The 21,465-nt window shown below is 63.1% G+C and carries 24 protein-coding genes, 1 tRNA gene and 1 pseudogene; 7 read left to right on the top strand and 19 right to left on the bottom strand.

Annotation, left to right across the window (positions count from 1 at the left end; genetic code table 11):
* Nucleotides 1-46 precede the first annotated feature (46 nt).
* The 16 genes from nadA to aspS all read right to left on the bottom strand — a co-directional run bounded on the left by nadA (nt 47) and on the right by aspS (nt 13,192).
* Nucleotides 47-1,105: a quinolinate synthase NadA gene (nadA, locus tag RTW82_RS16500; protein ID WP_043243095.1), complete on the bottom strand. Its 1,059-nt coding sequence runs from the start codon at nt 1,103-1,105 to the stop codon at nt 47-49.
* A 234-nt stretch (nt 1,106-1,339) separates the two neighbouring features.
* Nucleotides 1,340-1,415 (bottom strand) — tRNA-Lys (locus RTW82_RS16495).
* A 58-nt stretch (nt 1,416-1,473) separates the two neighbouring features.
* Entirely contained in the window at nt 1,474-2,148 is a 675-nt protein-coding gene (queC, locus tag RTW82_RS16490) for a 7-cyano-7-deazaguanine synthase QueC (RefSeq protein WP_021221415.1), read from the bottom strand.
* Nucleotide 2,149: 1 nt separating this feature from the next.
* Nucleotides 2,150-2,797, bottom strand: a complete 648-nt coding sequence (gene queE / locus RTW82_RS16485; protein WP_316925737.1) for a 7-carboxy-7-deazaguanine synthase QueE — start codon at nt 2,795-2,797, stop codon at nt 2,150-2,152.
* Nucleotides 2,798-2,922: 125 nt separating this feature from the next.
* Nucleotides 2,923-3,744 carry a tol-pal system protein YbgF gene (ybgF, locus tag RTW82_RS16480; RefSeq protein WP_271658695.1) on the bottom strand — a complete coding sequence of 274 codons (822 nt, stop codon included), beginning with the start codon at nt 3,742-3,744 and terminating at the stop codon, nt 2,923-2,925.
* A 6-nt stretch (nt 3,745-3,750) separates the two neighbouring features.
* Entirely contained in the window at nt 3,751-4,248 is a 498-nt protein-coding gene (gene pal, locus RTW82_RS16475) for a peptidoglycan-associated lipoprotein Pal (RefSeq protein WP_111263836.1), read from the bottom strand.
* Between the two features lie 55 nt (nt 4,249-4,303).
* The gene (gene tolB / locus RTW82_RS16470; protein WP_316925736.1) at nt 4,304-5,605 is read right to left on the bottom strand and encodes a Tol-Pal system beta propeller repeat protein TolB; all 1,302 of its coding nucleotides are present in this window, start codon (nt 5,603-5,605) and stop codon (nt 4,304-4,306) included.
* Nucleotides 5,602-6,606, bottom strand: coding sequence for a cell envelope integrity protein TolA (gene tolA, locus RTW82_RS16465; RefSeq protein ID WP_316925735.1), 1,005 nt, complete (start codon nt 6,604-6,606; stop codon nt 5,602-5,604). Before tolA ends, tolB begins: the two co-directional genes overlap by 4 nt.
* A complete protein-coding gene (gene tolR / locus RTW82_RS16460) occupies nt 6,606-7,064 on the bottom strand; it encodes a protein TolR (RefSeq protein WP_021221421.1) in 459 nt (152 codons plus the stop codon). Before tolR ends, tolA begins: the two co-directional genes overlap by 1 nt.
* A 33-nt stretch (nt 7,065-7,097) precedes the next feature.
* Nucleotides 7,098-7,793, bottom strand: a complete 696-nt coding sequence (gene tolQ, locus RTW82_RS16455) for a protein TolQ (protein WP_021221422.1) — start codon at nt 7,791-7,793, stop codon at nt 7,098-7,100.
* A gap of 2 nt (nt 7,794-7,795) precedes the next feature.
* Nucleotides 7,796-8,242: a tol-pal system-associated acyl-CoA thioesterase gene (gene ybgC, locus RTW82_RS16450; protein WP_021221423.1), complete on the bottom strand. Its 447-nt coding sequence runs from the start codon at nt 8,240-8,242 to the stop codon at nt 7,796-7,798.
* A gap of 92 nt (nt 8,243-8,334) precedes the next feature.
* Nucleotides 8,335-9,387 carry a Holliday junction branch migration DNA helicase RuvB gene (ruvB, locus tag RTW82_RS16445; RefSeq protein ID WP_184487739.1) on the bottom strand — a complete coding sequence of 351 codons (1,053 nt, stop codon included), beginning with the start codon at nt 9,385-9,387 and terminating at the stop codon, nt 8,335-8,337.
* A gap of 6 nt (nt 9,388-9,393) precedes the next feature.
* Nucleotides 9,394-9,996, bottom strand: a complete 603-nt coding sequence (gene ruvA / locus RTW82_RS16440) for a Holliday junction branch migration protein RuvA (protein WP_031288464.1) — start codon at nt 9,994-9,996, stop codon at nt 9,394-9,396.
* 21 nt (nt 9,997-10,017) lie between these two features.
* The gene (gene ruvC, locus RTW82_RS16435; protein ID WP_021221426.1) at nt 10,018-10,542 is read right to left on the bottom strand and encodes a crossover junction endodeoxyribonuclease RuvC; all 525 of its coding nucleotides are present in this window, start codon (nt 10,540-10,542) and stop codon (nt 10,018-10,020) included.
* Nucleotides 10,543-10,603: 61 nt separating this feature from the next.
* A complete protein-coding gene (locus RTW82_RS16430; RefSeq protein ID WP_021221427.1) occupies nt 10,604-11,353 on the bottom strand; it encodes a YebC/PmpR family DNA-binding transcriptional regulator in 750 nt (249 codons plus the stop codon).
* A gap of 63 nt (nt 11,354-11,416) precedes the next feature.
* Nucleotides 11,417-13,192 carry an aspartate--tRNA ligase gene (gene aspS, locus RTW82_RS16425; protein ID WP_263399930.1) on the bottom strand — a complete coding sequence of 592 codons (1,776 nt, stop codon included), beginning with the start codon at nt 13,190-13,192 and terminating at the stop codon, nt 11,417-11,419.
* Nucleotides 13,193-13,417: 225 nt separating this feature from the next.
* Between aspS and RTW82_RS16420 the strand changes: the two genes are divergently transcribed.
* From RTW82_RS16420 to RTW82_RS16395, 6 genes and pseudogenes are all read left to right on the top strand, one after another.
* On the top strand, nt 13,418-14,524 hold the full coding sequence (locus RTW82_RS16420; protein WP_316925734.1) for an HD domain-containing phosphohydrolase: 1,107 nt from the start codon (nt 13,418-13,420) through the stop codon (nt 14,522-14,524).
* 85 nt (nt 14,525-14,609) lie between these two features.
* The gene (locus RTW82_RS16415) at nt 14,610-15,428 is read left to right on the top strand and encodes an SDR family oxidoreductase (protein WP_316925733.1); all 819 of its coding nucleotides are present in this window, start codon (nt 14,610-14,612) and stop codon (nt 15,426-15,428) included.
* A gap of 134 nt (nt 15,429-15,562) precedes the next feature.
* On the top strand, nt 15,563-16,033 hold the full coding sequence (locus tag RTW82_RS16410) for a Dps family protein (protein ID WP_021221431.1): 471 nt from the start codon (nt 15,563-15,565) through the stop codon (nt 16,031-16,033).
* 105 nt (nt 16,034-16,138) lie between these two features.
* A complete protein-coding gene (locus RTW82_RS16405; protein ID WP_316925732.1) occupies nt 16,139-17,206 on the top strand; it encodes a GGDEF domain-containing protein in 1,068 nt (355 codons plus the stop codon).
* A gap of 159 nt (nt 17,207-17,365) precedes the next feature.
* Nucleotides 17,366-17,689: pseudogene (locus RTW82_RS16400) on the top strand (cold shock domain-containing protein membrane protein); the annotation flags it as partial.
* Nucleotides 17,690-17,743: 54 nt separating this feature from the next.
* The gene (locus RTW82_RS16395) at nt 17,744-17,968 is read left to right on the top strand and encodes a cold shock domain-containing protein (RefSeq protein ID WP_164488216.1); all 225 of its coding nucleotides are present in this window, start codon (nt 17,744-17,746) and stop codon (nt 17,966-17,968) included.
* Nucleotides 17,969-18,021: 53 nt separating this feature from the next.
* On the opposite strand, the gene RTW82_RS16390 is transcribed toward RTW82_RS16395, so the two are convergent.
* A complete protein-coding gene (locus RTW82_RS16390) occupies nt 18,022-18,231 on the bottom strand; it encodes a SlyX family protein (RefSeq protein WP_021221434.1) in 210 nt (69 codons plus the stop codon).
* Nucleotides 18,228-18,659: an HIT family protein gene (locus tag RTW82_RS16385; protein ID WP_021221435.1), complete on the bottom strand. Its 432-nt coding sequence runs from the start codon at nt 18,657-18,659 to the stop codon at nt 18,228-18,230. The genes RTW82_RS16390 and RTW82_RS16385 overlap by 4 nt, the downstream gene beginning before the upstream one ends.
* An 815-nt stretch (nt 18,660-19,474) precedes the next feature.
* Between RTW82_RS16385 and RTW82_RS16380 the strand changes: the two genes are divergently transcribed.
* Complete coding sequence (locus RTW82_RS16380; RefSeq protein WP_043243107.1) at nt 19,475-20,833, top strand: OprD family porin; 1,359 nt, start codon at nt 19,475-19,477, stop codon at nt 20,831-20,833.
* A gap of 119 nt (nt 20,834-20,952) precedes the next feature.
* Here the strand turns inward: RTW82_RS16380 and RTW82_RS16375 are convergent, their stop codons facing one another.
* Nucleotides 20,953-21,360, bottom strand: a complete 408-nt coding sequence (locus RTW82_RS16375; RefSeq protein ID WP_184488102.1) for a PaaI family thioesterase — start codon at nt 21,358-21,360, stop codon at nt 20,953-20,955.
* Nucleotides 21,361-21,465 lie beyond the last annotated feature (105 nt).

Raw genomic sequence — 21,465 nt, 5'->3', positions numbered from 1 at the left:
CACACGAAAAAGCCCGGACAGGTCCGGGCTTTTTTGTGCGTGCCGATCAGGCGTTGCCGGCGAGCTTCAACCGTGCGGCCTGAGTGAAGTCGAGCATGCGCTTGAGCGGCTTGATCGCCCGGGGCACCAGCGCGGCATCGACGAAGATTTCGTTGCTGCCTTCGCGCAGGCACTGCAGGGTGCGCTCCAGGGTGTTCATGGCCATCCAGGGGCAGTGCGCGCAACTGCGGCAGGCAGCGCCATTGCCGGCGGTAGGCGCTTCGATGAACTGCTTGTCCGGGCACAGCTGCTGCATCTTGTAGAAGATGCCGCGATCGGTGGCGACGATGAACATTTTGTTCGGCAGGGTTTGCGCGGCCTTGATCAGCTGGCTGGTGGAACCCACCGCATCGGCCAGTTCAATGACCGCCTCGGGCGATTCCGGGTGGACCAGGATGGCCGCCTCCGGGTACAGCGCCTTCATGTCTTCGAGCTGCTTGGCCTTGAACTCCTCGTGGACGATGCAGGCACCGTCCCAGAGCAGCATGTCGGCACCGGTCTCGCGCTGGATGTAACGGCCCAGGTGCTGGTCCGGCGCCCAGATGATCTTCTCGCCGTTGTCCATCAGGCTCTCGACGATCTCCAGCGCACAGCTGGAGGTCACCACCCAGTCGGCCCGGGCCTTCACCGCCGCGGAGGTGTTGGCGTAGACGACCACGGTGCGCTCCGGATGCTGGTCGCAGAACGCCGAGAACTCGTCCACCGGGCAACCCAGGTCCAGGGAGCAGGTCGCTTCCAGGGTCGGCATCAGCACGCGCTTTTCCGGGTTGAGGATCTTCGCCGTCTCGCCCATGAAGCGCACGCCTGCCACCAGCACCGTCTTCGCCGAATGCTGGTTGCCGAAGCGGGCCATCTCCAGCGAGTCGGACACGCAACCACCGGTTTCCTCGGCCAGGGCCTGGATCACCGGGTCGCAGTAGTAGTGGGCAACGAGCACTGCATCCTGCGCCTTCAGCTCGGCGGCGATGTCTGCACGCAGCTGCGCCTCTTCATCGGCCGAAAGCTGCCGGGGCTGCTTGGCGGCGAGATGGGCCTGGACGAGAAAACGTTCGGAGAGATGAGACATGTCTGCGGGACCTGCGAGCGCACTGCGCGAAAGCCTGTTGGGTCACCGCCCCGCCAAGCCAGGGGCCATGCGGTTCGGGGCGCGGATGATAACGCAGATTAACGCCAATGGGCATGGCTGCGGGAGAGGCCATCCGTCCCCCGATGAGGGGGGACCATACTTTTCGGCGGACAAACGAAAAGCGGGAAGACCTTTCGATCTTCCCGCTTCCATTGCTCCTCGCGGAGCCTTGTATGGTGGGTCGTGTAGGATTCGAACCTACGACCAATTGGTTAAAAGCCAACTGCTCTACCGACTGAGCTAACGACCCGACGCGGAGCGCATAATACTGATTTTATTCAGGAATTCAACACCCCACCGAAAATATTTCAGAAATATCTCGTAGGATCCTGCACCCCAGCCGCTTCGAAGCCGGCTGCACGCAGGCGGCAGCTGTCGCATTTGCGGCAGGCGCGGCCTTCGTCATCAGCCTGGTAGCAGGACACCGTCAAAGCGTAGTCGACGCCAAGCTTCATGCCCGCCTGGACGATATCCGCCTTGCTGAGGTTCTGCAGCGGCGCCTGGATGCGGAAACCATCCCCTTCCACCCCGGCCTTGGTCGCCAGGTTGGCCATGCGCTGGAAGGCCTCGACGAACTCGGGGCGACAATCCGGGTAACCGGAATAGTCCACGGCATTGACGCCGATGAAGATATCCCGCGCGCCGAGTACTTCGGCCCACCCCAGGGCGAGGGACAGGAACACGGTGTTGCGTGCCGGCACGTAGGTGACCGGGATGCCTTCGGTAGGGGCTTCCGGCACATCGATGCTGCTGTCGGTCAGGGCAGAGCCACCGATGCCATCGAGATTGAGGCCAATCACCTTGTGTTCGACCACACCCAACTGGCGGGCCACGCGTTCGGCCGCCTGCAGCTCGGCACGGTGACGCTGGCCGTAGTCGAAGCTCATGGTGTAGCAGGCGTAGCCTTCGGCGCGGGCCATGGCCACTACGGTGGCGGAGTCCAGGCCGCCGGAAAGGAGGATTACCGCTTTCTTGTCGCTCATATCAATGTCCCGGCTCGTCATTCCAGAGGATCTTGTGCAATTGCAGCTGCAGGCGCACCGGCAGGTTGTCGGCCACTATCCAGTCCGCCAGGTTCCGCGCGCTCACCTGCTGGTGGCTGGGCGAGAACAGCACTTCACCCGCGCGTTGCTCCAGGCGGTACTCGATCAGCTTGGACACGGCCCAGTCGTAGTCCTCGCGGGAGCAGATGACGAACTTCACCTGGTCGTTGCGGGTCAGCTGGGCCATGTTCTCGTAGCGGTTGCGCCCGACTTCGGCGGAGCCCGGCGTCTTCAGGTCGACGACACGGCTGACGCGGGTGTCCACGGGGGCGATATCCAGGGCTCCGCTGGTCTCCAGGGAAACCTCGTAGCCGGCATCGCAGAGCCGTTGCAGGAGCGGGATGCAGTTGGGTTGCGCCAGCGGCTCACCACCCGTCACACAGACGTAGCGGGGCTTGTAGGCGGCCACCTGGGCGAGGATGTCGTCCAGGGTGTGGATCTGGCCGCCATTGAAGGCGTAGGCGGTGTCGCAGTACTGGCAGCGCAGGGGACAGCCGGTCAGGCGCACGAATACCGTCGGCAAGCCGGCGGTACGCGTCTCCCCCTGCAGCGAGTAGAAGATCTCGGTCAGTCGCAGGGTCTGTTGCATAAGGGCCACGGGCGTGACGGCTAAACAGGCCATCCGCCTCCGTTGCTGGAAGAAAATATGAGGGCGGCGATTCTAAACGAAAAAACCCGCGACAGGCGCGGGTTAATCGATGCTCGGGGCGTGGATCAGGGCAGGCGCTGAAGGTCCCGCTGCGCCAGCTGGGCGGCGGAGCTGCCCGGGTACTGGGCGACGACCTGCTTGAGGATGCCCTTGGCCTTGTCGGTGTTGCCCAGGCGCTGCTCGACGTCGGCGAGCTTGTAGAGGGAATCCGGCACCTTGGCGTGCTGCGGATAAACCTGGCTGACCTTGGCGAAGGCCTGGCCGGCGCCCTGCAGGTCGCCCTTGGCGAGGTTCACCTCACCCAGCCAGTACTGCGCGTTGCCGGCGTACTGGCTGTTGGGGTACTTGCGCAGGAACGCGCCGAAGGCCTGGCTGGCCTTGTCGAAATCCTTGGCTTTGATCAGGTCGAAGGCGGCGTCGTAGTACAGCTTTTCCTTCGCCGGATCGCCCGGTTCGGTGCTGGCCGCCGGCTGTTGTGCCGGAGCCGAGGGGGTGCCGGCGGCGTTGATCGCGCCATCGGCAGGGGGATTCTGTTGTGCGGCTGGTGCGCCCGCTGCGCCCGCATTCAAGCGGCTATCCAGATCCTGGTATCGCTCCAGCGATTCACGCTTGAGCTGCTGGATCTCGTTCTGCTGTTCTTCGACCATCCCGCGCAGGCGGGCAGTCTCTTCCTGCATCTGTTGCAGCTGCATGAACAGCTCGCCTTGCGCGGACACCGGGGCCGAAGCCCCGGATCCGGCATAGGCGCCAGTCGTGCCATAACCAGCGGGCGGGTAACTGTTGCCGTAACCGGCATCGTTTCCGTCCACCACGGGAACCTCAGCAAAGGCGGCCAGGGGCAGGCTGCTGAGGGCCAATACAGTCAAAGCATGACGGCACTTACGCATATCGAATTACTTACGCAGTTCGACGCGACGGTTCTGAGCCCAGGACTGCTCGTCGTTGCCAGTGGCAACCGGACGCTCTTCACCGTAGGAAACCAGTTCCAGCTGAGCCGGGGAAACGCCCTGCAGAACCAGGTAGCGCTGAACGGCCTTGGCACGACGCTCGCCCAGAGCCATGTTGTACTCGCGGGTGCCGCGCTCGTCGGTGTGGCCTTCCAGAACGACGCGAGCGCCGTTGCCTTTCAGGTCCTTGGCGTGTACGTCCAGAGCGCGCATGGCTTCCGGCTTCAGGTCGGAGCTGTCGTACTCGAAGTAGAAGGTGGTGATGGCGCGCAGAGCAGCTTCTTCGCTCAGGCTGCCGTCAACACCGCTGTTGCCGCTGTTGTAGCCAGCGTTCGGGTCTACAGCGCCCTGGCCGGAATCGTCGCCGCCCTTGGAGGAGCAACCAACTGCAACAGCCATGGCCAGAGCCAGAGCAGCGAACTTACCGAATTTAATCATTTCCATCATGTAACTCCTAATGAGCCCCAGTGTGTTTAGCAAAACAATAGTGGATACCGCGTCAGTTCAGGTACGGCGACCAGGACGGTTCGCGGATATCGCCTTGAACGGTTGGAATCGGGAGTCGCACGCGCCCGTTTGTGGACACGAGCATCAGGACTCCCCGGCCCTGCTGGCGGGTGGCGTAGATTAGCATGGTGCCGTTTGGCGCAACAGTGGGCGAGTCATCCAGAGTGGTGCCGGAAAGGATGCGCGGAGCACCGCCACGCACCAGGTCCATGGCCGCCACCTTGAAGTTGGTGAAGCCGTCCTGGCGGTGGATCATCACCAGGGTCTTTTCATCAGCTGAGAGCTTCGGGTTGGCGTTGTAGTTGCCCACGAAGGTCACGCGCTGCGGCTCGCCGCCGTTGATGTTGGTCTTGTAGATCTGCGGCTTGCCGGCGCGATCCGAGGTGAAATAGATGGTCTGGCCATCGGCGCCCCAGAACGGCTCGGTGTCGATCGCCATGTGATTGGTGACGCGGCGCAGCTGACGGCTGCCCAGGTCCATCACGTAGATCTCCGGGTTGCCGTCCTTGGACAGCACGAACGCCAGGCGATTGCCCTCCGGCGACCAGGCCGGCGCACCGTTCAGGCCTTCGAAGTTGGTGATCTGCTCGCGACGGCCGGTGTCGACGTGCTGGATGAAGATGCGCGGACGCTTCTGCTCGAAGGAGACATAGGCGATGCGGCGGCCATCCGGCGCGTAGCGCGGCGAGAGGATCGGCTCACGCGACTGCAGCAGGGTCACGGCGCGCTGGCCGTCATAGTCCGAGCGTTGCAGGGTGTAGCGGGTATTGTTCACCGAGAAACGCTCTGCGGTCACGTAGAGCATGCGGGTGGAGAACGCACCCTTCACGCCGGTGAGCTTCTCGAAGGACTGGTCGGCCACGTAGTGCGCCATGTCGCGCAGCTGGTCGGTGGAGCCGCTGACGCTGCCGGCGAACACCTGCTGCTCGGTGGCGACGTTGAACAGGGCGAACTGCACTTGCAGGCGGCCGCCAGCCGGAGCGATGTTGCCCACTAGCACGTATTGGGCGCCAAGGGCTTTCCAGTCGCGGTAGATCACTTCGCTGGCCTGGGTCGGCAGGCTGATCATGTTCTGCCGCGGGATGGGCTCGAAGAAGCCGGAGTTGCGCAGGTCATTGCCGATGATCTCGGACATGTCCTCGGGCAGGACGTTACCGCCTTGCCAGCCGAAGGGCACGACGGCGATGGGTGTTGCACTGTCCCGACCGCCAGTAATCACGAGCGGATCAGCGGCCTGCACGGTACCGACCAGCATGGTCAGGCCGAGCAGGACGATACGTATCAGAGTGTTCACAGACCTAAATCCTCCGGTTTGAAGACGACGCGACGCTGCCTGTACATCCTGTCAAAGGTAGCGCGATCCAATTGTTGCATTTCAGGGATGCGCCCGACGCTGCGTACCGCGGCCACCGCGGAGCTGTCGAAGGGCCCATCGCCACTTGAACGGGTGACGCTGGCGTTGGTGACGGTGCCATCCGGCAGCATCTGAATCAGCAGCTCGACACTCATGCCCGGACGGGTCGACAGCGGCTTCTGCCAGTTCTCGCTGATCAGCTTGATGATCAGGTCATCGAGGCTGCCGGCAACCTGGTCGCCCACTTCATCGGCCAGGGTCTGCTCACGCTCCACGGTGTCGGACAGCAGGTCGGCGAGCGCCGCAGCCTTCTTGTCTTCGGTCGATTTGCGCTTGGCCTCCTCCGCTGCCTTTTTCTTCGCGGCTTCGGCGGCGGCCTTCTTCTTCGCATCCTCGGCAGCCTTCTTCTTGGCGGCCTCGGCTGCAGCTTTCTTCTTCGCCTCTTCAGCGGCTTTCTTCTTGGCCTCTTCGGCAGCCTTTTTCTTGGCTTCCTCTTCGGACTTCTTCTTGGCGATGTCGGCCTGCTGCTTCTTGGCCTCCTCAGCTTTCTTGGCGTCGTCGGCCTTCTTGGCTTCGGCCGCCTCTTCCGCTTTTCGAGCTTCGTCGGCTTTCTTTTGTTCCGCAGCCTTGGCGGCAGCGACCTTCTGCTGCTCCAGCTTCTGCTGCTCGGCCTTCTTCTGCTCCATCTGCTCGGTTTCGTACTGCGGAGCAGCGGCTTTCTTGGCTTCGCCGGCGATCTTCTGGTTGGTCTGGGTGGTCGCCTGGCTCTGCGATTTCAGCTGATACAGCGTAGCCTGCACGATGGGGCGCGCCGGCGGCAGTTCAGGAGTGAAGGCGAAACTGACGAACAGCGTGCCGAAGATCAGCACGTGCAAGCCTATGGCCCAGACCGCGGGCCAGAAGTAGCTTTCCGATGGGGAGCGTTCGCTCTGCTGCTGCATCAGGGCGCCTCGGTGATCAGCCCGACATTACCCACGCCGGCCTGCTGCAGGCCGCCCATGACGGCCATCACGGAGCCGTAGTCGACGGCCTTGTCGCCACGCACGAAGACCTGGACCTTCTTACCCTGGCTGGTGTTCTGGCTCATGATCGCCGTGACCGCCTGGACCAGCTGCGGCAATGTGCTGGACGTCTCGCTGGCCTTGCCCTGGTCCGGGTCCACTTCCTCGCCCATGTTCCAGTAGTAGCTTTTGTCGGCCTTGATGGAGATGGTCAGCACCCGGGAATCGTTGTCCTGGGGCAGCGCCTCGCTGGAGACCTTCGGCAAGTCGACCTTGACGCCCTGGTTGAGCATGGGCGCAGTCACCATGAAGATGACCAGCAGCACCAACATCACGTCGATGTAGGGCACCACGTTCATCTCGGCAACCGGCTTGCGTTTGTGGCGAATTCTGGCCATGGCGTGAAACCTGTCCTCTATTGAACCTGCGTCTTATTCGTCGCTGGTGTGCACTTTGCGGTGCAGGATGGCCTGGAACTCGTCGGCGAAGGTGTAGTAGCGACTGATCAGGGTCTCACCACGCGCGGCGAAGCGGTTGTACGCGATGACCGCCGGGATCGCCGCGAACAGGCCGATGGCTGTAGCGATCAGCGCCTCGGCAATGCCGGGGGCCACGGTGGCCAGGGTCGCCTGCTGCACCTGAGCCAGGCCGCGGAAGGAATTCATGATCCCCCAGACGGTGCCGAACAGGCCGATGTAGGGGCTGGTGGAGCCGACGGTGGCGAGGAACGGCAGGCTCTGCTCGAGCTTCTCTTCCTCACGGGAGATGGCCACACGCATGGCGCGGGCCACGCCTTCCATCACCGCATCCGGGTCTACGCCAGGCTGCTGGCGCAGGCGGGAGAACTCCTTGAAGCCGGCACGGAAGATCTGCTCGACGCCGGAATCCGGGTCCGGGTTGCTACCGGCCTGGCGATACAGCTTGGACAGGTCGATGCCCGACCAGAAACGCTCCTCGAAGGACACGAGGGACTTCTTGGCCGCGCGCAGCAGATTGCTGCGTTGGAAAATCATGATCCACGAGGTGACCGAGGCGGCCACCAGAGTGAGCATGACCAGTTGCACCACGATGCTGGCGTTGCTGATCAGGCTCCACATGGAGGTATGGTCGACGACGTTGGCTTCCACGCTTAGTCTCCTGCAGGGGATTGGCCCGGTACGGCGGCGAAGGCTGAACGCAGCGCTTCGGGGATCGCCCGGGGTTTCAAACTGTCGGCGCGCACACAGGCCACCAGGAACTGCCCTTCACAGAGCAGCGCATCATCCGTAGCCCGCCTCACCTGTTGACGAAAGCGCAGGCTGGCACGGTTCAATTCGATCACTTCGGCGCTGATGGTCAGCTCGTCGTCGAGCCTGGCGGGGGCGTGATAACGCGCCTCGGCCGAGTGCACGACGAACAACAGGTTCTCCCCGACCAGCTCGGACTGGGCAAAGCCCAGGCTCCGCAGGCATTCGGTTCGAGCCCGTTCCATGAACTTGAGGTAGTTGACGTAATAGACGATGCCACCGGCATCGGTGTCTTCGTAATAGACGCGGCTCCGATGCACGAAAGGCTGGGCCCCATTTTGCGCGCGCATACTCTAGTGCTTACTCCAAAGGTTGCCAATCGGGCCGGGTAACTGTTTTTTTTCATCCCGGCCCCCGCCGCTCGCTTCGACAGCGATTTCCCTTATTCGTCCCCCGCCCCGGAGAAATCATCAGCGGGCGGCTCGACCATGCGCTTGGGCAGGTTCAACCCGAAATGCAGGTAGGCATGACGGGTGACCACACGCCCACGCGGCGTGCGCATGATGTAGCCCTGCTGGATCAGATAGGGCTCGAGAACATCCTCGATGGTGTGACGTTCCTCACTGATCGCCGCCGCCAGGTTGTCGACGCCTACCGGGCCACCGTCGAACTTGTCGATCATCGCCAATAGCAGACGCCGGTCCTGGTGGTCGAAGCCACGTTCGTCGACGTCCAGCAGGTTGAGCGCCTGGTCGGCAATGACCCGGGTGATCTGCCCCTGGCCACGGACTTCGGCGAAATCGCGCACCCGTCGCAATAGGCGGTTGGCGATACGCGGCGTACCACGGGCGCGGCGGGCGATCTCGAAGGCGCCCTCCGGCTCGATGTGCAAGCCGAGGATGCCGGCAGAGCGGGTGACGATGCTGGTCAGGTCCGCAGTGCTGTAGAACTCCAGGCGCTGGACGATGCCGAAGCGGTCGCGCAGCGGGTTGGTCAGCATGCCGGCGCGGGTAGTGGCGCCGACCAGGGTGAAGGGCGGCAGGTCGAGCTTGATCGAGCGGGCCGCCGGCCCCTCGCCGATCATGATGTCGAGCTGGAAGTCCTCCATCGCCGGGTACAGCACTTCTTCGACGATGGGCGACAGGCGGTGGATTTCGTCGACGAAGAGCACATCGCCGGACTCGAGGTTGGTCAGCAGCGCCGCCAGGTCACCCGGGCGCTCCAGCACGGGGCCGGACGTGCTCTTGATCGAGACGCCCATTTCCTGGGCGATGATGTTGGCCAGGGTGGTCTTGCCCAGGCCCGGCGGGCCGAAGATCAGCGTGTGATCGAGCGCCTCGCTGCGCCCGCGGGCCGCCTGGATGAACAGTTCCATCTGCTCACGCACGGTCGGCTGGCCGACATAGTCGGCGAGGCTCAGCGGGCGGATGGCCCGGTCCAGCTGCTCGTCGCGGTCGCGGCTGCTGGCGGTTATCAGGCGGTCTGCTTCGATCATGCGGTGTTACACCATTCCTTTCAGGGCACGGCGGATCAGTTCTTCGCTGGAAAGCCCTTCTTCCTTGATGGCTGCAACGGCACGGCTGGCTTCCTGGGGCTTGAAGCCCAGGGAGATCAGGGCGCTGAGCGCATCGTTTTCGGCGCTGGAGGCGGCAGCCTTGAGCGGCTCCACCACCAGGGTGGAAATGCTCGGCATGGTTTCCCAGGCCTTGAAACGGTCCTTCAGCTCCACCAGCAGGCGCTCGGCGGTCTTCTTGCCCACACCGGGGATCTTCACCAGGGTCGAGGTGTCCTGGGCCTGCACGCAACGCACCAGCTCATCCACTTCCAGCCCGGACATCAGCGCCAGGGCCAGCTTCGGGCCAACGCCGTTGAGACGGATCAGCTCACGGAACAGCTCACGCTCGCGCTTCTCGAAGAAGCCGTAGAGCAGGTGCGCATCCTCACGCACCACCAGATGGGTGTGCAGGGTCACGGGCTCACCGGTCGAGGGCAGGCGGTAGAGGGTGGTCATGGGCACTTCCAGCTCGTAGCCGACGCCGTTGACATCGAGAATCAGGTGCGGCGGCTGTTTTTCCGCCAGGGTGCCACGCAAACGTCCAATCACGAAGTGCGTCCTTATATGGGGTTACAAACGGAGCCGCCCGCCACGGCGCTTGGCGGTGGCCAGGCCGTGGGGAATCAGGCTCTGCCGGTGATGCGCATGGCACAGGGCGATGGCCAGGGCGTCGGAGGCGTCGATCTGCGGCTTCTGCACCAGCTTGAGCAGGTGCATGACCATCATCTGCACCTGTTGCTTGTCAGCGCCGCCGGTGCCGGCAATGGCCTGCTTGACCTGGCTGGCGCTGTACTCGGCAACCTCCAGCCCTTCCTCGCTGGCCGCGACTATGGCGGCACCGCGAGCCTGGCCCAGCTTGAGGGCGGAGTCGGCGTTGCGCGCCATGAACACCTTTTCGATGCCCATGGTCACCGGCCCGTAGGTCTGGATGACCTCGCGCACGCCACGGAAGACGATCAGCAGGCGCTCCTGCAGCTCGCCGCTGCCGGTGCGGATGCAGCCGGAAGCGATGTATTCACAGCCGCGCCCGGTATCGCGAACCACGCCGTAACCGGTGATGCGCGAACCAGGGTCGATACCGAGGATCAGGGTCATTGGCGCTCTATATCAGGTGCCCAAGTAAAAAAGCCGAAGCGTCGGCTCCGGCTTTTTCGTGTCAGCCCAGCTGGGCCATCACATCGTCGGGGATGTCCACGTTGCTGTAGACGTTCTGCACGTCGTCGAGGTCTTCGAGCATGTCGATGAGCTTCAACACCTTCTGTGCGGTTTCCACATCGGTGATCGGTGCGCTGATCGAGGGGATCATCGCCACTTCCGCCTCGTCGCCCTTGAAACCAGCGGCGGTGAGCGCTTCGTTGACGCTGAGGAAGTCGGCGAAGGAGGTGTACACCTCGACCGAGCCGTCTTCAGCGGCGACCACGTCATCGGCACCCGCTTCCAGCGCGGCTTCCATCAGGGCGTCTTCGTTCACGCCAGGGGCGTAGCTGATCTGGCCCTTGCGATCGAACATATAGGCCACCGAACCATCGGTGCCGAGGTTGCCGCCACACTTGCTGAAGGCGTGACGCACTTCAGCGGCGGTGCGGTTGCGGTTGTCGGTCATGGCTTCGACGATGATCGCCACGCCGCTCGGCGCATAACCCTCGTAGCTCAGCTCGACCATGTTGTCGGCTTCGTTGGAGCCAGCGCCACGGGCGATCGCGCGATCGATGGTGTCGCGGGTCATGTTGGCGGTGAGCGCCTTGTCCACAGCCAGGCGCAGACGCGGGTTGTCCGCCGGGTTGCCACCGCCATGCTTGGCGGCAACGGTCAGCTCACGGATGAGCTTGGTGAAGATCTTGCCGCGCTTGGCGTCCTGGCGCTCCTTGCGGTGCTTGATGTTGGCCCATTTGGAATGACCAGCCATATCTGACTCCGTGCTTGCTAGGTGGCGGCGGCGCACCGGGCGCCACCGTCGGGATGGAACGGTTTACTCGGCCTTGGGCTGTTCGCGCAGGCGGATGTGCAGTTCGCGCAGTGCCTTGCCATCCACGCTGCCCGGAGCCTGGGTCATGACGTCGCCGGCGCTCTGGGTTTTCGGGAAGGCGATCACTTCGCGAATCGACGCAGCACCGGTCATCAGCATGACCAGGCGATCCAGGCCGAAGGCCAGACCACCGTGCGGCGGGGCACCGTACTTCAGCGCATCGAGGAGGAAGCCGAACTTCTCTTCCTGCTCGGCATCGTCGATGCCCAATACGCGGAATACGGCCTGCTGCATGGCCTTGTCGTGGATACGGATCGAACCGCCACCCAGTTCGGTGCCGTTGAGTACCATGTCATAGGCACGGGACAGCTTGCCGGCCGGGTTGGCCTCCAGCTCTTCCGGGCTGCACTTGGGTGCGGTGAACGGGTGGTGCAGCGAGGTCAGGCTGCCGTCGTCGTTCTCTTCGAACATCGGGAAGTCGACGACCCACATCGGCGCCCACTCCTTGGTGAGCAGGTTGAGGTCATGGCCGACCTTGATGCGCAGGGCACCCAGGGCGTCGCAGACGACCTTGGCCTTGTCGGCGCCGAAGAACACGATGTCACCATCGACCGCACCGACGCGATCGAGGATCACGTTGAGGTTCGGCTCGGCAATGTTCTTGACGATCGGCGACTGCAGGCCGTCGATGCCGTTGGCGCGCTCGTTGACCTTGATGTAGGCCAGGCCCTTGGCACCGTAGATGCCTACGAACTTGGTGTAGTCATCGATCTGCTTGCGCGGCATGCTCGCCCCGCCCGGAACGCGCAGTGCGGCGACACGGCCTTTCGGGTCGTTGGCCGGGCCGGAGAAGACCTTGAATTCAACGTCTTTCAGCTGGTCGGCAACGTCCACCAGTTCCAGCGGGATGCGCAGGTCGGGCTTGTCCGAGCCGTAGCGGCGCATGGCTTCTTCGAAGGGCATGTGCGGGAACTCGTCGAACTCGACGTCGAGGACTTCCTTGAACAGCTGGCGAACCATCTTCTCGGTGATGGCGATGATGTCGCTCTCGTCGAGGAAGCTGGTTTCGATGTCGATCTGGGTGAATTCCGGCTGACGGTCGGCACGCAGGTCTTCGTCGCGGAAGCACTTGGCGATCTGATAGTAGCGATCGAAGCCGGCAACCATCAGCAGCTGCTTGAACAGCTGGGGCGATTGCGGCAGGGCGAAGAAATTGCCCGGGTAGGTGCGGCTCGGCACCAGGTAGTCACGCGCACCTTCCGGGGTCGGGCGACCGAGGATCGGCGTCTCGACGTCGAGGAAGCCGTTCTCGTCCAGGTAGCGGCGGATGCTGCTGGTGATGCGCGCGCGCAGCTTCAGCTTGGCGGCCATTTCCGGGCGACGCAGGTCGATGAAGCGGTAGCGCAGGCGGGTCTCTTCGCCCACGTCGGAGTATTCGTCCAGCGGGAAGGGCGGGGTCTCGGCCTGGTTGAGGACTTCGAGCTCATAGCCCAGCACCTCGATACCGCCGGACGCCATGTTGGCGTTGACCGCACCGGCCGGGCGCGGACGCACCTTGCCGGTGATCTTGACGACGTATTCGCTGCGCACGCGGTCAGCCTTGGCGAAGGTCTCGGCGCGGTCCGGGTCGAACACCACCTGGGCCAGGCCTTCACGATCACGGATGTCGAGGAAGATGACCCCGCCATGGTCACGGCGACGGTGGACCCAGCCGCAAAGGGTGATTTCCTGGCCGTCCAGGCTCTCGTTCAGTTGGCCGCAATAGTGGCTGCGCATCATGGTCGTGTTTCGCTTCTCTTGAGTCTTGAATTCGTCGGGCCGCCAGTGTGCGTGCCGTCGATGACCGCGAACGGGCTGCGAATCGCCGCCGGGCATCGGGACCACACTGCCGCTGGCCGGGGACCGGTGGCAAAGGGGCGGATTATATATGGTTAATCGACACCGCGCAGCCGCCCGCCGGAAGCCTCTCTATACTGAAGGGCCCAAGCCGGTGGAGGACCATCCATGGCCACGCCTCGCCCCGTCGACATCACCACGGACCTGCTGGACGACTTCCGCCAGGAGACACGCGAGCAGTTCTCCCGCTGCGAGCACCTGCTGATCGAACTCGAGCGCCATCCCGACGACGACGAGCGCCTGCGCGAGCTGTTCCGCCTGGTGCACACGCTCAAGGGCAACCTCGGCTACGTCGGGCTGGACCGGCTGAACACCCTGCCCCAGGCCCTGGAGGATGTGCTCGCCCAATTGCGCGAAGGCACCCTGGTGTTCGACAGCCTGCTGGGCGACATCCTGCTCCTGCTGCAGGACCGCCTGCGCCTGCAGATCGAACAGGCGCTGAAGGGCGACAACCGCGAGCCGGAGGACATCCGCCCACTGAGCAAAGCCCTCAAGGCACTGGCCAATGCCCCCGAACAGCGCCAGGCGGAACTGCGCAGCGCGCTGCTGCATCGCCTGGACCCGAGCACGCGCCTGCTGCCCCCCGAACCCGAAGCGAAGAACACTGGCCCCCTGGCCCGCCACGGCCTGGAAGACGAACCCGACCTGCGGTTCTTCGCCGAGCTGATGCTGGCGGCGGAGAACCGCTCGCGCTTCTGGCTGGGCCGTGGCCAGCGCCAGCTGGAACTCGCCCTGGCGATGAACGAGCGCGCCGGGCGCCCCGTATCGCCCCGCCAGTTGGCCGCAGCCGTGTGCCTGCACGACCTGGGCATGGCGCTGCTACCGCTGGAGCTGCTGCACAAGCAGGAGCCACTCAACCATGACGAGCGCCGGCGCATGCAATCCCACCCGCGCATGGGGGCGGAACTACTCAAGCGCATGCCGCAATGGGAAGACGCCGCCGAGATCATCCTGCAGCACCAGGAGCACGCCGACGGCAGCGGCTACCCCAAGGGCCTGCATGAAACGGAGATCAGCCCCGGCGCACTGATCCTCGACATCGTCGACACCTTCGACGCCCGCACCCATGAGCGTGCCCACCAGACACTGAGCAAACGCCCACTGCTGCGCGCCATCCTGGAGATCAACGGCCTAGGCGGCAGCCAGTTCAGCGCCTACTGGGTCAATATGTTCAACCTCTGCCTGCAGGAAGACCCCGCCCTCGCCCACCTTTGATTCGGTTGTCGCCCCCTCGCCCCCTGACTAAGCTGCCCACGCAGCCCGGCCACCCGTGACGGGGCAGAACCAACAAGGAGTCCAGATGCAGGCGCTAGCAGGGAAAGTCGCAGTGGTGACGGGAGCAGGATCAGGCATCGGCCGCGCACTGGCTCACCAACTGGCCGCCGAAGGCTGCCACTTGGCGCTGGCCGACCTTGACCGGGAAAACCTCAGCCAGGTGGCCAGTGAACTGCAGCGCGACGGGCTGAAGATCACCACCCACCTGCTGGATGTCGCCGAACGCGCGGCTGTCTACGCCTTCGCCGACGAGGTGCTGGCCGCCCACGGCAGCGTGCAACTGGTGATCAACAATGCCGGCGTCGCCCTTTCGCAAACGATCGCGGAGCTGCGCTACGACGACTTCGAATGGATCATGAACATCAACTTCTGGGGCGTGGTACACGGCACCAAGGCCTTCCTGCCGCACCTGCTGAAGAACAACGAAGGGCAGATCGTCAACGTCTCCAGCATTTTCGGCATCATCAGCCTGCCCACCCAGGGCGCCTACAACGCCAGCAAGTTCGCCGTCCGCGGCTTCACCGAGGCCCTGCGCCAGGAGCTGGCGCACACGGGAGTGAAAGCCGCCTGCGTGCACCCCGGCGGCATCCGCACCAATATCGCCAAGGCCGCACGCTTCTACCAGGGGCCCGACGGCCGCCAGGACGCCGCCCGTGCAGCAGCGCAGTTCGACAAGGTGGCCCGCACCACACCCGACGAAGCCGCCCGGGTGATACTCGACGGCATTCGTCGGCAGCACCCGCGCATCCTGATCGGCGCCGACGCCCGCCTGCTCGACCGCATCCAGCGGCTGCTGCCGGCCAGCTACCCGCGAATCCTGGCGAAACTGCTCGGCCGTCGCTGACGTTATCGACGGCCGATAGCCTCAACGCATCGCAACGATTGATATAAGCCAAGGCAGACCATGGGGCGCTCTATGCTAGGCTCTGCCGCATCACGGGCCCTAGCCAGGCCCTGGCCACTGAGAGGAGTAAAGGCATGGAAATCAATATCGGAATCGCCGAACAGGATCGCGCAGCTATCGCCGAGGGCCTGTCCCGCTTGCTGGCGGACACCTACACCCTCTACCTCAAGACCCACAACTTCCACTGGAACGTCACCGGGCCGATGTTCAACACCCTGCACCTGATGTTCGAAGGGCAGTACACCGAACTGGCACTGGCCGTGGACTCCATCGCCGAGCGCATTCGCGCCCTGGGCTTCCCGGCACCAGGCACCTACGCCTCTTATGCGCGCCTGTCGTCGATCAAGGAAGAAGAAGGCGTACCCGCTTCCGAAGACATGATCCGCCAACTGGTGCAGGGCCAGGAAGCCGTTGTACGCACCGCCCGCGGCATCTTCCCACTGCTGGACAAGGTCAGCGACGAGCCGACCGCCGACCTGCTGACCCAGCGCATGCAGGTCCATGAAAAGACCGCCTGGATGCTGCGTAGCCTGCTCGCCAGCTGATCACGGAAAATCTCCAGCAAAGGCCCGGTTCTCCGGGCCTTTCGCTATGCGCAAAAGCCTGCCTGAACTATGCTCTGGCAATCCGCTCCCGACACAGTGACGCGAATGAGTCAGCCGCCGAAACCACCCCTGCTCATCGAGCTGTTCCCTGAAGAAACCCGCGAAGCAGCCGAGTTGCTCAAGCAGGCGGTACCCCTCATGGTGCGCCACGACATTCCGCCGAATCCGGTGCACTACGCCCTCTGGTACACCTACAGCAAAGGCCTGGAGCCCGACCTCAACCGGCGCCTCGACAAGATCGTCAAGGACTTCGACAGCTTCCCCCCGGAATCCGCGATCAAGCTGTACCGCGACTACATCATCCGTGGCGAGCTGGACGCCGCCCGCGCCGGGCAACAGCAGGTCATCGAACTGGTGGATGACATCGAATCCGGCGTTACCCGCAGCGTTGTCGGCAGCACCGCCTACCAGCACAGCCTGACCCTCGGCCTCGCCGCCCTGCATGACCCGATCATCGACGACCTGCCCGGTGTCCTTGGCGAGCTGCAACAGAGCACCCAATTGATGCAAGAGCAGCAGGAACAGTTCCTCTATCGACTGCGCGCCGCCCAATCGGAGATCCAGAACCTGCGCAACCAACTGGAAAAAGCCCAGATGGCCGCCACCCTGGACAGCCTCACCCAGGTGTTCAACCGCCACGCCTTCACCCGCCTGCTGGAACAGGCACTGGCCAACAGCCACGACGGGCTGGCCCTGGTGATGCTGGATATCGACCACTTCAAGCAGTTCAACGATCACTTCGGCCACCCCCTGGGTGACCGGGTGCTGCAGCACGTCGGCCAGTTGCTCCGCGAACTGCTCCCCCCCCGTGCCATGGCGGCCCGCTATGGCGGCGAAGAGTTCTGCGTAGTACTGCGGGACTGCTACGATCTGGCCACCGCTCACCAATTCGCCGAAAACCTGCGCCTGAAGTTCCAGTCGCTGCGGGTCAAGGTGCGCCGTACCGACCAGGTCCTCGACACCATCACCGCCAGCTTCGGCCTGGCCCTGGCAGAGCCCGGCGACAACCTGGAAAGCCTGCTCACCCGGGCGGACGACGCCCTCTACCAGGCCAAGCGCAACGGCCGCAATCAGGTCCACCCCCAAGCCCCGGAAGCGGCGCTAACCGCTTGATTTGAGTAGCCCTCCTCTTTGCTGTTAAATACGGCCCGGTGCTCCCGGCCTCAAGTTGCCGAGGCCCGGAAACGACCCCCAGATCAGCCTTCCGTAAACCGGAACCGCTACCCGGATGGTCCTTCCGACGCGAGCGTTATCAAGGTGAGTCCATTGAATATGTTGAAGATCGTCCATCTGCTGACGGGCGCTGCTGCGCTCCTGTTGTCCTTCGTCCCTAGCCTGCGCACCGACGCCCTGCCCTACCTGCAACAACCCGATGCCCTTTATCTGGCACTGCTCGGCCTGCTCAACCTGCTGCTCGCGCCCGTCGTACCGGCCTGGGCCAAGGGCCTGCGCAACCAATTGCAAGGCGTCGTATCCGCCCTGCTGGTCCTGGCCGTGGTCCTGCAGACCCTGAACCTGCTCGCACCGCTGTCCACCATCGGCAACCAGCCGGCCATTCTCCTCAGCCTGCTGACCGCCATCGCCGCCGTGCTGCTGCACCTGGCGATCAACCTGCGCAAGGTCACCCAGGCCGCCCCCCTGCCCCAGGACATGTCCAACCGCGAGACCGGCACGGTCAAGTGGTTCAACACCTCCAAGGGCTTCGGCTTCATCTCCCGCGACTCGGGCGATGACATCTTCGTGCACTTCCGCGCCATCCGCGGCGAAGGCCACCGCGTCCTGATCGAAGGACAGCGCGTCGAGTTCTCCGTCATGCAACGCGACAAGGGCCTGCAAGCCGAAGACGTTATCGCCGCACTGCCTGGCCGCCGCTAAGTCAGCCACCAAAGAAAAGCCCGCCAGATGGCGGGCTTTTTCATGCACTCGATTCAATAGTGGGGGGGCGGCACGTCGTCATCACCACCGCCACCAAACTGCCCGATCAGTTCCTCCTGGCGCTTGGCCAAGGCAGCCAGTTGCAGCTGCAAACGCTCCACGACCCGCTGCTGCATGACCAGCACATCGTTGAGCGCCTGGATGGTGTCGTCCTGGAACGCCAGGCGGGTTTCCAGTTCGTTGATGCGCTCCTCCAGACTCATGGCTGAACCTCAGCGAAACGGAAATCATCGGTAAGCACCAGGCGCAGCTTGGCCATCACCTCGTCGACCTGCTCCGCCGTATAGGGCTGCGCTGGATGCCGCCCCCACACCGGAGCGGGCCAGGCGGCATCTTCACGACGACGCGCGATCACATGCATATGCAGTTGGCTGACCACGTTGCCCAAGGTGGCGACGTTCATCTTGTCGGCGCCGAAGCTGTCCTTGAGCACCTCCGCCAGGCGAGTGGTTTCGCTCCACAGGCGCAGTTGGTCATCAGCATCGAGCTGGAACAGCTCGCTGACGTCCTCACGACGGGGCACGAGAATGAACCAGGGGTAGTGCACGTCATTCATCAGTAGCAGACGGCACAGCGGGAAATCTCCGACCTGCAGGCAATCCTGCTGCAGTCTCTGATCCAGGGCGAACATAACGACCTCTCCTGTTCTTCCGGGTGTAACCCAAGCTTAATCCCGCCCCGGCGACAGACAAAACAGCGCGAGACAGGAAACGGCGCGCAGGATACCCAAGGAAAGATTCCGGCGGAACCGTAAGCCCTTCTATATAAGGAGGCGCACGCATGCTGGCGCCCTGCGTCCTGAAAGTGCGCAGCGGTTACCGCAACGCACCAAAATCGCACACAGAGTCAAAGACCGTTACCCCACGCCACACTCGCCCCATCACGGGGCATGGCCCTAGCGAAGCCAACGCCACACCGCAACCCCCGGAAAGCATGAGAACACCCGCCATCCCCCAGGCTGACAGGCTGCACGGCAGAGCCGCCGGGCAACACCGGCCCGCCCCGAACGAGCCATCCGCCACACTGCGGCAAAATTTCCAGGCAAAGGACCCACTTTGAGCACGCTTGTTGCTTTAGAGGGAACAAGGTCGTAGCAGGCACCTGCAATTGCCCGTACCCCGCCTTCGAAGTGCCGGCAACAGGCTGTCAAACAGCCATCAGCAGCGTGCAGTGAATGTAGGACGGAAGTGCAGGCTTAGTTGTGCTAAGTGCCCGCCCAGACCGCATAAAAATACGAAACGAAGGGATTGCAAGGCGAAAACTACGAATATGCGACATGCTCACACTGAATTTGCGACATGGCCGTGAAGAATTCGTAAGGAATAGAGTTGAACTATCGCCAACATAGACGTCGTGCTATAAGTTAGCGCCGACACAAAAAGAAAGAACCGCCTTCAACATATAAGAAAGCGGCGAGAATCTTCAAAAACCAAAGGAGCAATCACAATGCAAGTGATGAAGTGGAGCGCACTGGCCCTGGCCGTGACCGCCGGTACCACCCAACTGGCATTCGCCAGCGCCCAGGACGAATCCAAGGGCTTCGTTGAAGACAGCAAGCTGTCCGTTCTGAACAAGAACTACGCCTTCTACCGCGACTTCCGCAACAATGGCGTAAACAACGGCGGCAGTGCTACCAATCAGAACTACCGTAACGAGTGGGCCCACGGCATCCTCGCCAACTACCAGTCGGGTTATACCCAAGGTACCGTCGGCTTCGGCGTCGATGCTCACGGCGCGCTGGGCATCAAGCTCAACAGCGGTGGTGGCACCTCCGGTACCGGCCTGATGCCGATCGGCAGCGACGGCAAGGCTCAAGACGATTACTCCTACGCTGGCGGTGCTGTAAAAGTTCGCGTATCCAACACCGAACTGAAATACGGCAACCTGATTCCGACTGCTCCAGTTTTTGCTACTGGCACGGCTCGCCTGTTCCCCGGCTCCGCTGAAGGCTTCCAGATCCTCAGCAGCGAGCTCGAAGGCCTGACCCTCGACGCCGGCCACTTCACCTCGATTCGTGACGGCAGCCTGTCTACCAACAAAGACGGCGACATCACCCTGGCTTATGGCGGCGCAATCGACGCTAAGAGCGCGGATTACGTAGGTGGCACTTACGCAATCTCTGATCAGCTGTCCGTTAGCCTTTACGGTGCAGAGCTGGAAGATATCTATCGCCAGTACTACGCCAACGCCAACTACAGCATCCCCCTGTCTGATGACCAGGCTCTGGGCTTCGACTTCAACATCTACCGCACCCTCGACGAAGGCCAGTCGAAAGCTGGCGAGATCGAGAACACTGCATTCTCCCTCGCAGCCTCTTACTCGATCGGTGCTCACAAGCTGACCCTTGCTCACCAGCGCGTTAATGGCGACGAACCGTTCGATTACATCGGCATGGATGGCGGCAACTCTGGCGACTCCATCTTCCTGGCCAACTCCGTGCAGTACTCCGACTTCAACGCCCCGGGCGAGAAGTCCTGGCAACTGCGCTATGACCTGAACATGGCCACCCTTGGCGTTCCGGGCCTGAGCTTCATGGCTCGCTACATCACCGGTTCCGATGCAGACGGCACCAAAGCCGATCCGAATGGCGCCTACGCTGGTGCGTTCGGTGAAGACGGCAAAGAGTGGGAACGCAACCTGGAAGCCAAGTACGTAGTCCAGGACGGCCCGGCCAAGGACCTTTCTGTCCGCATCCGTCACTCCACCTGGCGCGCCAACAACGACATGGGCGGCTTCTACTCTAGCGGCAGCAGCGCTGTGGACGAAGTTCGCGTCATCACCGAGTACCCGCTGGACATCCTGTAACACAGGCCCAGCTGTTACTTCGATACAAAAGAGCCCGGCTTATGCCGGGCTCTTTCTTTATATAGATGCCTATACATACGGAGTTGATTGTTATTACCAAATAAAAGTTGTCGCCTCAGTCAGATTGGCAATGCATAAGTCCCCGTTACATGTGCCACCAGCTCATCTTCCCCGCCTTGTGAATACAACGACACTTCGCACACCGCCTGCCTTCTGCTCAACCTGAGTATCCGCGCATCAGCGAGCAGATCCACAGCCTGCGGCCGCGCCAGGAAGTTGATGTTGAGGTTGCTGGTCACCGCCATCTCCACCCGCCCCAACCTGCCGAGCACCACTGCATACATCGCCGCATCAGCCAGCGCCATGATGGTCGGGCCGGACAGGGTGCCGCCCGGCCGCACCAATTTGGGCTGGAAGGGGACCCGCGCCAGTGCACCCGCTTCGTCGAGGCGCTCGATGCGCAGATCGATGTCCTCGGCCATGGGCACGCCCTGGCGGATCAGCGCCTCCACCTGTTTTGCACTCAAACCGCCCATCACCTCTCCCCTTGCCGATTACCGGGCCGCAACCTGTACGCGCCCCAACGAGCGCCGTACAATGCCGAGCCTATAAAACCCATCGCAACCGACGAA

The sequence above is a fragment of the Pseudomonas sp. zfem005 genome (assembly GCF_032621735.1).
Taxonomy (GTDB): Bacteria; Pseudomonadota; Gammaproteobacteria; order Pseudomonadales; family Pseudomonadaceae; genus Metapseudomonas; species Metapseudomonas solani.
This window is presented reverse-complemented; position numbering and strand designations above follow the sequence as displayed.

Excerpts from the sequence above, each read along its gene's own strand:
- tolA (WP_316925735.1), bottom strand. The coding sequence starts at position 6,606 with ATGCAGCAGCAGAGCGAACGCTCCCCATCGGAAAGCTACTTCTGGCCC.
- RTW82_RS16420 (WP_316925734.1), top strand. The coding sequence starts at position 13,418 with ATGGCCACGCCTCGCCCCGTCGACATCACCACGGACCTGCTGGACGAC.
- RTW82_RS16395 (WP_164488216.1), top strand. The coding sequence starts at position 17,744 with ATGTCCAACCGCGAGACCGGCACGGTCAAGTGGTTCAACACCTCCAAG.
- ruvB (WP_184487739.1), bottom strand. The coding sequence starts at position 9,387 with ATGATCGAAGCAGACCGCCTGATAACCGCCAGCAGCCGCGACCGCGAC.
- tolR (WP_021221421.1), bottom strand. The coding sequence starts at position 7,064 with ATGGCCAGAATTCGCCACAAACGCAAGCCGGTTGCCGAGATGAACGTG.
- queC (WP_021221415.1), bottom strand. The coding sequence starts at position 2,148 with ATGAGCGACAAGAAAGCGGTAATCCTCCTTTCCGGCGGCCTGGACTCC.
- RTW82_RS16380 (WP_043243107.1), top strand. The coding sequence starts at position 19,475 with ATGCAAGTGATGAAGTGGAGCGCACTGGCCCTGGCCGTGACCGCCGGT.
- ybgC (WP_021221423.1), bottom strand. The coding sequence starts at position 8,242 with ATGCGCGCGCAAAATGGGGCCCAGCCTTTCGTGCATCGGAGCCGCGTC.
- RTW82_RS16385 (WP_021221435.1), bottom strand. The coding sequence starts at position 18,659 with ATGTTCGCCCTGGATCAGAGACTGCAGCAGGATTGCCTGCAGGTCGGA.
- RTW82_RS16390 (WP_021221434.1), bottom strand. The coding sequence starts at position 18,231 with ATGAGTCTGGAGGAGCGCATCAACGAACTGGAAACCCGCCTGGCGTTC.
- RTW82_RS16410 (WP_021221431.1), top strand. The coding sequence starts at position 15,563 with ATGGAAATCAATATCGGAATCGCCGAACAGGATCGCGCAGCTATCGCC.
- pal (WP_111263836.1), bottom strand. The coding sequence starts at position 4,248 with ATGGAAATGATTAAATTCGGTAAGTTCGCTGCTCTGGCTCTGGCCATG.
- RTW82_RS16430 (WP_021221427.1), bottom strand. The coding sequence starts at position 11,353 with ATGGCTGGTCATTCCAAATGGGCCAACATCAAGCACCGCAAGGAGCGC.
- nadA (WP_043243095.1), bottom strand. The coding sequence starts at position 1,105 with ATGTCTCATCTCTCCGAACGTTTTCTCGTCCAGGCCCATCTCGCCGCC.
- queE (WP_316925737.1), bottom strand. The coding sequence starts at position 2,797 with ATGCAACAGACCCTGCGACTGACCGAGATCTTCTACTCGCTGCAGGGG.
- ybgF (WP_271658695.1), bottom strand. The coding sequence starts at position 3,744 with ATGCGTAAGTGCCGTCATGCTTTGACTGTATTGGCCCTCAGCAGCCTG.
- aspS (WP_263399930.1), bottom strand. The coding sequence starts at position 13,192 with ATGATGCGCAGCCACTATTGCGGCCAACTGAACGAGAGCCTGGACGGC.
- ruvC (WP_021221426.1), bottom strand. The coding sequence starts at position 10,542 with ATGACCCTGATCCTCGGTATCGACCCTGGTTCGCGCATCACCGGTTAC.
- RTW82_RS16405 (WP_316925732.1), top strand. The coding sequence starts at position 16,139 with ATGAGTCAGCCGCCGAAACCACCCCTGCTCATCGAGCTGTTCCCTGAA.
- RTW82_RS16415 (WP_316925733.1), top strand. The coding sequence starts at position 14,610 with ATGCAGGCGCTAGCAGGGAAAGTCGCAGTGGTGACGGGAGCAGGATCA.